The following is a 12,328-nucleotide window of genomic DNA, read 5'->3' as shown; positions in this document are numbered from 1 at the left end:
GTTACATTCCTCCTTCGGCATTCAGGGTGAACTGGCTGGTTGCAATGGTTTCGCCGTTTTTATGCGCGATCAGCGTGACCTGCCAGGTGCCTCCGGAACCAAGATCGCCTTTGCCTTCATAAATGCCTCCGCCACTTTCAGAGCAATTGACCGACGTCTTCATTGCGGCCATTCCCATTGCGGGCATTGCAGGCATGTAGAAAATAACTGTGACCTGGGCTCCCGTGACGGGTGAGCCATCCTTATTTGTCAGTTTCACCCGGAAGACATTGCTGCCTTTATGCGGAGGCGATGGGTCCGTAGTCAGTTGAATGTTTGCCTGAGGGGGATTCTGCTCTGCCCCGTTCGAGTTCATCGCGGCAGCGCCACCAGCCCCTGGCGGCGGAGGCACGAATGCTCCGGTTGCGGCCTGCAACTGGCTTTCAGAGTCAATCAGGAAGTTGGGCGAGATGACAATCGTCTCTTTGGCTTTCAATCCTGCGACGACAACGAATTGGTCGCCCACGCGGGCGCCGGTTTGCACCTCACGTGGCTCCAGCTTCCCTTCGCCCTGATCCACAAAGACAACCTGTTTTGTGCCAGATTGGAAGACGGCAGATGCAGGAACAACAAGCTGCTTTCCTATAGAAGTCTTGAGCGTGACGTTCACATACATGCCCGGTTTCAGATTGAGCTCTGGATTGGCCAGCGAAAAGCGGACGCGCACAGTGCGAGTTGCCATATCCACTTGCGGCAGGATTTGGTCAAGATGTCCGCTGAACGTTTTTCCCGGATATGCATCCACAGTGATCTGGGCCTGCTCGCCCGGCCGGATTTTGCCTACATCATTTTGAAAGACCTGGGCATACACCCAAACCGTGGAAAGGTCGGCCACCGTGTACAACTTCGTTTCAGGCTGTACATACATGTTGGGCAACACATTTTTTTCGGTAATGTATCCGGAGGCAGGAGAATTAAATGTAAGGTCAGTAATGACCTTGCCGGTGGTTTCAAGTTTCGAAATCTCGCTTTCCGGCACCTCCCATTGCGCCAGCCGCTCTCGTGCAGCACTCACGAGAGATGCGGCCCCACTGGAAACTTCTCCGATCTGGCTGTTTTCGAGTTTCTGCTGATTTTGCCGGGCCAGTAAATACTCCTGTTCGGTTGTGACCAGGTCGGGACTGTAAATCGTGAAGAGCGGCTGCCCTTTGCGAACATATTGGTAAGTCGCATCGGCATAGACTTTGTGGACCCATCCTGGGAAACGCGTCTGAACATAAGAGAGTCTTCTCTCATCTATCTCAACATTTCCGGTTGCTCGAATTTCGTCGCTTACGTTCTTGTATTCAACCGTCCCGAACTTTATGCCGATGCTTTGCATACGCTGCGGCGTAAGCTGTACCAACGCGAGTGGCGCTTGCTCTGAGGCGGGAGTTGGGCCTTCCGCCGCTGTGTTGCCTGCTTCTGAAGCGCCCACCGGGGGCGTTGATGCAGCCTGCGCCTCCGCAGTGTTGGTCTGGTGCGCTAGATGAGAATGCCACCACAGCCCAGCTAGGCCCGCAATGAGTACCGCGTTAATGATGAGCGCAGCAAGAAATGCATTGCGCCAAAACATATTCCGATGGTTGCGGGTTTCCAAATTTCCGTTCATGGCAGTGTCACTCCTGTAAGGGTTTCGAGGCGGGCGAGGGCAGCTTCGTGTGTGGCCAATTCGCGCTGATAATCGAGATTGAGATTCAACAGATCACGAAAGGAAGAAAGTAAGGTCTCAAAGTCCTGCCGGTTGGATTGGTACGCAGCCAAAGCCGAATGGAAGGTTGCATCCGATTGTGGTATCAGGCCTTCCTTGTAGATCTTGAGTTGCTCCGCGGAGGTTTGGGCCAGCACATATTGGCTTTGCACTTCGGCCATTTGCCGTTGGGTTTCGGCGGCAAGTTCTGCATTCGCCTGCTCCCGCTGCTCGCTGGCCTGGGCAAGTTCCGCCTTACGCCGGCCGCGATTGGGCAGGTTGATGCCGAAGGTTGCCATATAGTACGCGGGGAAGCTGCTCCCGGTGCGCTCAAACGTGTACTGCACGTTGAAGTCGGGGCGAAATTCTTTTTTCGCCAGACTGATTTGCGCGTCAGCTTTGTCGAGCATTGCAGCCCGCGCCCGCACATCGGGGTTGTGTTCCTTGACGGCCCAGAGAAGATCGGACGCAGTGTAGGCCAGCGGCCGGGGCGTCAGAGGCGTGGCAACAATATCGTGAGACTCCTGCGCCCGGCCAAGAAGCTGCTTGAGTTGCGCCTGGAGCTGGCCTTCATCGCGATGATGCATGGTAATTTCCTGCAGGATTTTCGTGCGCTCAAGCTGGGCCTTCAGCACCTCTTGTTGATTGCCCTGGCCGACGCGGTAACGGGATTCGGCGGTTTTCTCAATGTCACTGAGCACCTGGCCGTTCCACTCCAGAATGCCGAGCATCTGCTCAAGATAAGCGAGCTGAAAATAAGACGCCTTCAGCTTGTCAATGATCTGCCGCCGCACTGACTCGGCTTGTTCCCGCTGGGAATCCGCTTCGTGTTCAGCAACCTGGCCGCGCAACGTACGCTTGCCCGGATAAGGAATATCCTGCGATGCCCCCAAGCCGATGTAAGCAAAATCACTGTGGCTGAATCCGGCGAATGGACGCGGACTGCCTACGCTGAACGACTGCACCGACACTTGCGTATCGGGCAAGGCGCGAGCTGATCCAACAGCGTTTGCCGCTGCCTTCCAGCCGTGGCCGGCAGCGAGAATTTCGGGATTATTCTTTTCCGCCTCTGCTATTAAGTCGAGCAGAGTGGTCGCCCCTGCTGCTAAAGCTGCGCCAGGAACTTCCGCGCTGGCAGCTCCAGAAGAAGGCTGTTGCGCCAGCAAGCCGGCGGCAGCCATCAGGCAAACGGCAAAATAAATACCTGCTTTATTTTTGTGATTCAAAAGCACTTTCATCTTTCCTCCCATGGGAAAACACGGAGACACACAGGCACACCAAGGCGCGCGCCTGCAAAGGAAAGCGAAAAGCAGGATCAGATTCTCAGGATAGAAATAGTTTCTGGCGGAGATTCAGGGGGTGCATGCGTATTGGAGAGCCACTGGATGCGGGAAACATGAGTCAACAAGAAGAATGTATGCGCAATCGGCAGATCTGCAGAGATTACCTGATGCTGGGTGGAAACCGAGACGCGAGAGCTGGCCAAATAGGGATTGCTCTCCCAAACCGTGGTACGGCAGCACGAATGAGAAGAAGGCATTCCCATCGCTTCGCATCGTTCAGCCATTTTTCGGCAACATTCGCGTTCTTCCGTTGTTGCTATGCCATTGGGCAACAGGCAAGCCATTAACGGCGCTGCAAATACGGAAAGCAGCGAAAACAAAACAACGACTTTGCCGACCTGTTTCACTTTATACAGTGTATTCGATTTGCGCTTTTGCGCAAGTGACGCAGATCACAGCTCATGGTGTTGTACGAACTTCGCTTACGCGGACGTTTTGCATATCCAAGAGAGGCGGCAAGGACAAACGATTGTGCTCCTGCACAGTTTTTACGAAAGCTCAGCTTCGAGTTCGCGTCCGAAGAGTTCGCGGAAGTAGTTGCGTTCTTTATCCAGGGCCCACAACTCCAGCTCAGCGCCCAGGGTGCCTTTAGTGCGAAGCACCAGACGAACTTTGCCGCCTTTGATCCGGGCCGAAATGCCGCTCACGACGGCCCTGCGGCTTTGATTCAACGCGCGCGCCAAGCGCAGCAGAAAAATCGCCTTGTGCGCCAGAATGCGGTCGGCGGGGCGAAGCAACTTCATGGCTTTGTGGGCGGCCGCGGGGCGGGAATTTCCCAAATAGCGGGCAATGGCGGCGATGAGAGCGCGCTCGTAGGCGGTGTAGCCGAAGATTTCGCTGTTGGCGATGATGTAGTGCGCGTGCCGGTGCCAGCCGTAACGGTTAACGTAAATCCCAACCTCATGCAGCATGGCCGCAGCCGAGAGCCACTCGGTATACTCCTGAGGCAGATTGTGCACGGGACGCAGGTGGCGGAAAAGATCGAGCGCCAGCTTGCGCACATGCTGCGAGTAAGCCATATCCACGCGATAGTTTTTGCCGGTGGCCAGCAGAGCGTCCCAGCGGTCAGATTCGATTTGCTTGCGCGAGCGCGTGCGCACGTCGTAGTCTGCCGCCATCTGGGCGAGCAGGCCGTCGCGCAGTCCCAGCGGCGAATAGCGGAAGCCGCGCAGATGGCATTTTTCCAGCAGCTCGGCAAAGACCACCGCGCCGGCCACCACGATTTCCGCGCGGCGCGGACCGATGCCCACCAACGCGGTGCGCTGCGCCATTTTCATCTTGGCCAGCTTGGCGGCGATTTTGACGGCCTTGGCGCGGGGGACATCCTGCGCCGATTCGCGCACACTTCTCTTGTGCACTCCGCTGCACACGGCCGCCAAAGCAGCCGCCGTGCCCGAGGTGGCGATCATGACGCGGGGCTTGTAGGCGAGGATGCGCCGGGTAGTGCGGCCCATCTCTTTTTCAATAAAGCTGCGCAGGCGTCGCAGCTCTTTGGGGGCGGGAGGATCGTGCTTGAGAAATTCTTCCGTCAGACGCACCGCGCCCAGGGGCAGGCTGATGGTGTAAAGGATGTGTCCGGCGGCAGAGACAGTGAGTTCGCAGCTTCCGCCGCCCAAATCCACCATCAGAACGGGCGAGGCGCCCAGCCGCATATTGGAAAGCAAACCCAGATGGATGAGCCGCCCTTCTTCCAGTCCGCTGATGATTTCGACCTTCCATCCGGTGGCGGAGCGGACCCAATCCATAAACGCCCGCCCGTTGCGGGCATCGCGCAAGGCACTCGTAGCCACTACGCGTACTACCTGTGCCCCGGTTTTTTGCGCCGCCTTATGGAAGCGCTGCAAAACTTCAACCGTGCGCGCCAGGGCCGCGGGCGTGAGGATGCCGCTCTTGAAAACTGATTTGCCTAAACGGGTGACCTCGCGGTCTTCGTGGATCGTCACCAGGCGGTGACGCACCAGGCGCGCAATCTTGATGCGGACGGAATTGGAGCCAATATCAACCGCGGCAAAGGTAGGCATGGAAGAACAGTTCCCAGTTGTCGGTTCTCAGTTCTCAGTTCCTCGCGCCAGGAGATACGTAATGGAAAAGCCAGTTTGTTGGGCGAAAGAAACTCACTTAGTTTTTACCACGGAGCTGTGGAGACACGGAGGAAAATCAAGAAATAGTTCTCAAAAGCAGGCCAGAGCTGTCAATCCTGAGCTTCGGTTGCTCTAAAGGATAGTTCTTTGAGTACTTTAGTTTACTGTTTGGGTATCTTTGGCCTTGCCTTTCGTGCGTGGCGGGCCCAAAATATGTTGGGATTGGTCAACAAGAACGAAGGTCCGGCGCTGAAGAAGCCTGCAGGTTCTGGCTGCAAGCAGATTGGCAGGCCATGCGGCGGCCCAGGATGCAGCCTCCTTCCGATTTCCTGCCTCAGGATCCTGGTCTCGTTCTTTCTGTACGCAGGATTGGCTTCAGTGTTATCCCAGAAGAAACCTTTAAAACCAAGAACCAGTAGTTAGAAGACAGCGATGAAACTGGCATCAACCCCGTCAGGTGGCATCTCGCGAAATTGGCGACTGTGGTGGAGTGTGGCCGGGCTTGTAATCATTGTGGGCGCGGCGGCCTGGTGGATCAATGAAAGGCGCCTCGATCCCGCGCGAGCGTCGAAGCCGTTTCGGGTTGGCTACCAGCAGGCGCCTCCTTATCAGTATCTCGCAGCAGATGGATCGCCAGCCGGACCTGCAATCGAAATCTTCACTGAAGCCGCCCGCCGGAGGCACATCCCCATTGAATGGGTCCATGCCCCTGAAGGTCCAGAGCCGAACCTGATCAGCGGAAAAGTTGATCTGTGGCCGCTGATCGGCGACCTGCCGGAGCGCAGAAAGTTTCTGTATATCTCCGATCCGTGGATCAACTTAAGTTTTTGGATGATCTCCCTGGAATCGAGCGGGATTTCCACGCCGAAAGACACAGCCGGACGCAGTGTGTGGCACGTCAACGTATCCATTTTTGGCCGGCTGGCGCGAGCCAACTTCCCTGGCGCCCGCCTGACACCCCAGCCCTCTAACCTGAGCGTGCTGGAAGCAGTGTGCAGCGGCAAAGCAGACGCAGGCGTGATTTCAGGAAGTAAGGCAGATGTTGCCGATCTTCGTGGAGTGCAGGCGTGCCAGAATGCACAGCTTAAGTTTTACTTTCTGCCCAAGGGAAATATATTTTTCGGCATCGGGGCAACGCACAAAAGGCCCGGCGCCGATAGAGCGGCTGATGCCATCCGCGCGGAGATCGGCGAGATGGCCTACGATGGAACCCTATCAGGAATTTACTACCGCTCGTTTATGGATCCCAGCAACGAATCCCTGATCGTCTTCTACCTGACCGAAGCACGGCAACGAAACTTTTACATGGGCGTTGGAATCTGCCTGCTGGCAGTGGTGCTCGCATTGCTGGGCTGGCAAACCCTTCGCGTACGGACAGCAAGAAGAATTGCCGACGCCGCCAATGTAGCTTTGGAAGAACAGGTGGCAGTACGCACGGCTGAACTGACCGAAGCCAATAAGCACCTGCGTCAGGAGATGGCCGAGCGCAAGCGTGCCGAGGAGACGCTTCGTCGAGCGCAAAAGATGGAAGCCGTCGGGCGGCTGGCCGGAGGAATTGCTCACGACTTCAACAACCTGCTGACCATCATTACCGGATGTAATCATCTGTTGCGGGAAGAAATCGGCAACGACCCTGCTCTGCTGGAGAAAGTAGACGCGATCAGCAAGGCCGGCGACCGGGCCAGCTCACTGATCCGGCAACTGCTCGCCTTCGGCCGCCGGCAGGTGACTCTGCCGAAGGTGCTCAGCCTGAATGATGTCCTCTCGGATATGAGTGAGATGTTGCATCGGCTGCTGCGAGAAGACATTGCATTAACCATTTCGACTGACTCGGAGCTAGGCCTGGTGCAAGCCGATCCCGCACAGATCGAGCAAGTACTCATGAACCTGGTAATCAATTCGCGGGACGCCATGCCCAACGGAGGAAAGCTGTTTCTCGAAACAGCTAACGTGACCCTGGAAGAGGAGTTCGGAAAGCACAAACCCGGACCCTATGTTCGGCTGACGGTAAGCGATACGGGTACGGGCATGGATGCGGAGACGCAAGCGCATGTTTTCGAGCCGTTCTTTACGACCAAAGGACAAGGCAAAGGAACTGGACTGGGACTGGCGACAGTCTATGGAATCGCGGAACAGGCGGGCGGGCACATCATTCTGGAGAGCGCAGTTGGGCAAGGTACGACCTTTCATCTCTTCCTGCCAAGGGTTGCAGGCGCCGCTTCCACGGAGATGCGCGCCACCAACCCGAGCCCGGCCCGAGGCTGGGAGACAATTCTGGTTGTAGAAGACCAGGAGGGAGTGCGCACCCTGGTGTGCGAGGTTTTGCGAAAGAGCGGTTACACAGTCCTGCTGGCTCGAGATGGCCGCGAAGCCCTGGAGCTTTCAGAGAAAAGCCGCGGGCGGATTGACCTGATCGTCACCGATGTAGTGATGCCTCAAATGGGTGGCCATGAGTTGGCCAGGCTTCTGGCCTCTTCACGTCCGGAGACCAAGGTTCTGTATATGTCCGGGTATGTAGACAAGGAACTACGTCCAAAAGAGATGTCAGGTCTGGCTTTCATCCATAAACCTTTTACCCCGGACGCGCTGGCGCAAAAAGTTCGCGAAGTTCTAGACGCGGCTTTAATCTAAGGGCTCCGCTGCTGCGCCCTCGTGCTCTGCTCGCGCTATTCGGCGCTCGCTCCGCGCTCACCCGTTAATCTAAGGGCTCCGCGACCCCTTCGATTTCACTCAGGGTGCGGCGCACTCGCGTTCTTTCTGCGGCGAAGTTACTGGTGTTGCTGGGCCGGCTGCGACGGCGTTGGAGGTTGGGCCGGCGGCGGCTGAACCGGACTCTGGCGCAGCTCTATCGTATCTTTGGTGCCGGCATCGATGGATTCCGTATTTAAGGGTGTAATTTCCTGCCGACGCACGATGTGAGGAATCAGCACAAATAGGATCTCGTTAACATTATGATCTCTGGTCTCTGTGGCAAACAGATGCCGGAACAGCGGAATTCTTCCCAATCCGGGAAGGCCGCTCCAGCTCTTGATCTCTGAATCCTCGAAGATCCCTCCCATGATATTGATTTCGCCCTCTTGAAGACGAATTTCATTTTCGATGGTGCGCTGCCCGATGGTGGGCTGATCAATATCACCGATTGTTCTTTTGCCCGTAATCGAAGATATCTCCATTGAAACTTTGAGGTTAATTTCGCGGTTGGCATGGACGGTAGGCGTGATTTCAATTCGCACGCCCACATCCTGATAGCTGAATTGGGTCTGCACCACCGGGTTGAAGGAGCTGCCAGACCCCGACAATGGATTGGTAAACGATCCACTGGCGATGGGAACACGGTCGCCGATTTTTAGTGTAGCCTTGGCTCCGTTTACGGACCGTACCTGGGGGCTTTGTATGATCCTGCTGTCACTATCGCCGAACAGGAAATTAAGTGTTGCCGGAGACATGGCGACCGAGTAGCTTTGCGAACCCAGATGCTTGAAAGAATTGAAGGTCAGACCTCCACTGCTGGAGGGGTTGCTGCTGCCACTGTTGTTGCTTGTGCTAGCGGGGTCCTGTGCACCGGTAAGCCCTATTTTTGCAAGCGGGGGAGGGGTAATTCCAAGGGTACGGCTACGGTCGCGGTTCACCTGCATGATGGCAACATCCACCACCACTTCGGGCTCAGCTTTATCGAAATCATCAATCAATTTTTCCGCCAGGGCGATCTGGTCAGGAGTTCCGCGCACGGCAATGGCGTTCTTTGAGACCATGAGCTGCACGCGCTCAATCTGCAAGAGCGAGCGCAGTGCCGCCGCAATGTCATTCAACTCTGCAGGCTGCGAGACATTGGAAAGATAAAAGGTCTTGATGACGTTCTGCTCCAGTTCCCTGCGTTTGGTGGGATTATCCTGCGCAACAAAAATTGTGTTGCGGGTCACCGGACGCCAGAACGTCTTGGACTCGAAAGCCACGATCTGGAGCGCATCCCGCAGTGAAACCCCGTTCAGTTCAACGTGGATGCGGTGCGCCGCGAAGTCCGGATCGAACAGCACGTTGATCCCTGCATATTTGCCGATGACCTCATAGAGTATGCGGCTGTCTTCGGTCATCTTGAGTGTGATGGGCTGGTCTGAGATCGCCTGCAATTCCACCGGCCCCTGGGCGCGCTGCAACCGGCTGGAAAGCGGCCCCTGCGATTGGACCTCGTCTTGCAAGGGCGGCTGCTGCTTGAGCTCCTCCATCATGCGGCGGGTCAGACGGATTTCCTGCTGGGCGATATCCATCGAGGGATCAATGGCGGCAGCCGCCTCAAATTGCGCCAGCGCATCCTCTAACCTGCCGCCATCGCGGAAAAGCTGGCCGCGATGCACTTTCGCGGCGGCCGCATAAAACCGGCTGCGCTCGAAGGCCACGCGGAAGCGAAGGTCCTTGGGATCTTTATCGTAAGCCTGCTTGTAAAGCTCGTACGCGGCTTCGTACATCTGGGCGGCCTCCGCGTCTTTCCCTTTTTTGTACAGCGAAGCGGGAGACTCGGCCCACAGCACGAGCGCCGTAAGCAGACAAATAACCAATGCCAGCCGACCACTGAATTGGTTCATATAGCAACTTGGATTCAAGGCAGGGAAAAAGGTTCTTAATGCAGTTCGCGATATTCTTCGTCAGAGTCCGGTTTTTAGTTAGAAACTGGAAACTGGTAACTAGTGTAGTGCGTCATTTAGATTGCAACATAAGTGTTTAAGTATCGCAGCTTTTGTCATCCCGACCGGAGCCGCGCTTCGCGGCGGAGTGGAGGGATCTAGGTTTTTCAGGCCAGCTTTCAACTTGCTCTGGGCTCGATTCAGCAAAATCAACCACACGAAAATAAGTTTCGTTTTTAATGACGCACTACACCAGCGTCTGTCAACTGCTTACATCGCCTGCACCTTGCTCCAGATCGCCGGCTCGACCGGGATGCCTTTGGCCAGGTTCTCGCTTCGGGTTTTCAGTACTTGTTCACCCGGATATCGCACCTGCTCGCCACCCGAGTGCGGCGGCAGTTTGAAGTACGCAATGACTTCGTCGGCAATCCTGGCGGCAACTTCAGGGGAACCGACAGACGACGGATCCAATGCGATGAAGACCTGCGAGAGATAGCTTTCGCGGTCGGGATCGGATGTAATCTGATGCGTGGCCTTGCCCCCTGACAGCAGCGCCCCCACCAGGTCAAGCATCAATGCCAGACCCGAGCCTTTCCAGTAACCAATAGGCAAGGGCCGCTTTGATGCTTCAATGGCTGCGGGATCTCGGGTTAGCTGCCCTTTCGTATCGAAGCCACCGTCCACCGGAAGCAGTTCACCGCGCGTGCGATAAGAAGCCAGCGCCCCGTACGAGAACTGTGACACGGCCATATCGAGCACTACGTGGCCGGCGGGCCGGGGCACCGCGATGATCAGGGGGTTATTGCCCACACGCGGATCGCTCGCGCCCCAGGGCGGAAGGTTGGGCAGGGTGTTGGTCCAGCAAATTCCAATGACGCCGGCGTCGGCTGCCTGCCAGCCGAAGTTTCCGCCACGCATCCAGTGCGTGGTATTGGCCAGAGCTACGCAACCCGTACCGTGCTTCTTGGAAAGCGCGATCGCTCTTTCCATGCACTGGTAAGCATTGAGAGGACCAGGGCCAAGTTTTCCATCCCAGCGTTCGAGCGAGCCGCTGGCTGCCACGAGCTCAGGCTCGGCATGAATGTTGATGGTCCCATTTTGAATTTGCAGGACAAAGCGCGGAAAACGATTCAGGCCGTGGGAGTAAACGCCGTCGCGGCTCGCGTCGGCGAAAAGCCGGGCGCAGAGCCGGGCACGCTCAGATTCAAATCCCAGCTTCAGCAGGACACGCAGAAGAGTATCGAAAAGTTCCTGGTAAGGGACTCTATGCATTGTGATCTATTTCTAGAACCGGATGCCTAAATCTCCGAAGTAGGGAGTTTTAAACCTCAATCCTATAGCAACTGTGCAATGTTCTAGTGTAGGGCGTCATTTAGATTGCAACATAAGTGTTTAAGTATTGCAGCTTTTGTCATCCCGACCGGAGCCGCGCTTCGCGGCGGAGTGGAGGGATCTAGGTTTTTCAGGCCAGCTTTCAACTTGCTCTGGGCTCGATTCAGCAAAATCAACGACACGAAAATAAGTTTCGTTTTTAACGACGCACTACCCTAAACCGCGCTTCGCTGGGGTTCAAGTTTGCTTTGCCAGGATTGCAGGAACGATTCGATTCTGGCAATCTCTTCAGAGCCCAGGCGAAACTCGGCCGCGCGGATCACGCCTTTGACCTGCTCAGGGGAACGCATCCCTACGATTGCTCCCGTCACCTCCGGCCGGCGCAGGGTCCAGGCAATGGCGACCTCGCCGGGCTTGCGCCGGTTGCGGACACCGATATTGCGCAACAACTTGGCCAACTCCAGATTGCGGGTCAACTCCGGCTCCTGGAAGTGCGAGTTGCGCTTGCGAAAGTCATCTTCAGGCATGTTGGCAATACGCTTGCGGGTCATGGCGCCGCTCAAAAGTCCGGACTGCATGGGCGAATAAACAATCACGCCGATCTGGTTCCGGGCGCAATAGGGTAGGATGTCACGCTCAACATCAGGCCGAATGATGGAATAAGGAGGCTGCAAGGAGGTGATAGGAGCGATCTTGCGCGCGCGTTCCATCTGTTCGACGTCGAAGTTGGAGACGCCGATCCAGCGCACTTTGCCCTCTTGCTTCAGTTTGGCCATCGTCTCCCAGCCCTCTTCAATTTCCTGTGGAGGATCGGGCCAATGAATCTGATACAAATCAATCACATCAACCTGTAAACGCTTGAGGCTGGCTTCAACTTCGCGCCGCACCGAACTGGCTTTCAAGCTATGACCAATTTCACCTTTTTCGTTCCAGATGAGCGCGCATTTCGTAAAAACATAAGGACGCCTCGAACGGCCCTTCAATGCCTGGGCCACTACTTCTTCGGAGTGCCCCAGGCCATAGACGGCGGCGGTGTCTATCCAATTTATTCCGGCATCAAGGGCGGCGTGGATGGCGGCAATGGAGTTGTTGTCATCTTGTGGGCCCCAGCCGAATTGCCATCCCCCGCCGCCCATCGCCCAGGCGCCAATACCCAGGGGCGTAATCTGCATGTCGCTGTTACCTAATTGCTTCAGCTTCATCACGGTATCAGGCCCTCCCTCTCAAAAACATATTCTTCTTTGA

Annotated in this window: 8 protein-coding genes; 1 reads left to right on the top strand and 7 read right to left on the bottom strand. The window is 56.2% G+C overall.

Translation table 11 applies throughout. The features are described from left to right. Window position 1: 1 nt before the first annotated feature. The 4 genes from VK738_03130 to VK738_03115 form a co-directional block, all read right to left on the bottom strand. The gene (locus tag VK738_03130) at window positions 2-1,630 is read right to left on the bottom strand and encodes an efflux RND transporter periplasmic adaptor subunit (protein HTD21617.1); all 1,629 of its coding nucleotides are present in this window, start codon (window positions 1,628-1,630) and stop codon (window positions 2-4) included. After that, the gene (locus VK738_03125) at window positions 1,627-2,946 is read right to left on the bottom strand and encodes a TolC family protein (GenBank protein ID HTD21616.1); all 1,320 of its coding nucleotides are present in this window, start codon (window positions 2,944-2,946) and stop codon (window positions 1,627-1,629) included. The genes VK738_03130 and VK738_03125 overlap by 4 nt, the downstream gene beginning before the upstream one ends. A gap of 77 nt (window positions 2,947-3,023) precedes the next feature. Next, window positions 3,024-3,398, bottom strand: a complete 375-nt coding sequence (locus tag VK738_03120) for a hypothetical protein (protein ID HTD21615.1) — start codon at window positions 3,396-3,398, stop codon at window positions 3,024-3,026. 141 nt (window positions 3,399-3,539) lie between these two features. After that, window positions 3,540-5,072, bottom strand: coding sequence for a Ppx/GppA phosphatase family protein (locus VK738_03115; GenBank protein ID HTD21614.1), 1,533 nt, complete (start codon window positions 5,070-5,072; stop codon window positions 3,540-3,542). A 492-nt stretch (window positions 5,073-5,564) separates the two neighbouring features. On the opposite strand from VK738_03115, the gene VK738_03110 reads away from it, so the two are divergent. After that, window positions 5,565-7,763 (top strand): ATP-binding protein, encoded by a 2,199-nt coding sequence (locus VK738_03110; protein ID HTD21613.1) that lies wholly within the window; start codon window positions 5,565-5,567, stop codon window positions 7,761-7,763. Between the two features lie 137 nt (window positions 7,764-7,900). Here VK738_03110 and VK738_03105 read toward each other — a convergent pair whose 3' ends face one another. From VK738_03105 to VK738_03095, 3 genes are all read right to left on the bottom strand, one after another. Continuing rightward, the gene (locus tag VK738_03105; GenBank protein ID HTD21612.1) at window positions 7,901-9,712 is read right to left on the bottom strand and encodes a hypothetical protein; all 1,812 of its coding nucleotides are present in this window, start codon (window positions 9,710-9,712) and stop codon (window positions 7,901-7,903) included. Between the two features lie 309 nt (window positions 9,713-10,021). Continuing rightward, window positions 10,022-11,023, bottom strand: a complete 1,002-nt coding sequence (gene yiaK, locus VK738_03100; protein ID HTD21611.1) for a 3-dehydro-L-gulonate 2-dehydrogenase — start codon at window positions 11,021-11,023, stop codon at window positions 10,022-10,024. Between the two features lie 275 nt (window positions 11,024-11,298). Next, window positions 11,299-12,285, bottom strand: a complete 987-nt coding sequence (locus VK738_03095) for an aldo/keto reductase (GenBank protein HTD21610.1) — start codon at window positions 12,283-12,285, stop codon at window positions 11,299-11,301. Window positions 12,286-12,328 lie beyond the last annotated feature (43 nt).

The sequence above is a fragment of the Terriglobales bacterium genome (genome assembly GCA_035487355.1).
Classification (GTDB): Bacteria; Acidobacteriota; Terriglobia; order Terriglobales; family Acidobacteriaceae; genus QIAW01.
Note: the sequence above shows the minus strand (reverse complement) of the source record. Positions and strands in the feature narration are given on the sequence as shown.

Bases quoted from the DNA above. Each gene is read 5' to 3' on its own strand.
- yiaK (HTD21611.1), bottom strand. From the start codon at position 11,023: ATGCATAGAGTCCCTTACCAGGAACTTTTCGATACTCTTCTGCGTGTC.
- VK738_03130 (HTD21617.1), bottom strand. From the start codon at position 1,630: ATGAACGGAAATTTGGAAACCCGCAACCATCGGAATATGTTTTGGCGC.
- VK738_03125 (HTD21616.1), bottom strand. From the start codon at position 2,946: ATGAAAGTGCTTTTGAATCACAAAAATAAAGCAGGTATTTATTTTGCC.
- VK738_03115 (HTD21614.1), bottom strand. From the start codon at position 5,072: ATGCCTACCTTTGCCGCGGTTGATATTGGCTCCAATTCCGTCCGCATC.
- VK738_03110 (HTD21613.1), top strand. From the start codon at position 5,565: ATGAAACTGGCATCAACCCCGTCAGGTGGCATCTCGCGAAATTGGCGA.
- VK738_03095 (HTD21610.1), bottom strand. From the start codon at position 12,285: ATGAAGCTGAAGCAATTAGGTAACAGCGACATGCAGATTACGCCCCTG.
- VK738_03105 (HTD21612.1), bottom strand. From the start codon at position 9,712: ATGAACCAATTCAGTGGTCGGCTGGCATTGGTTATTTGTCTGCTTACG.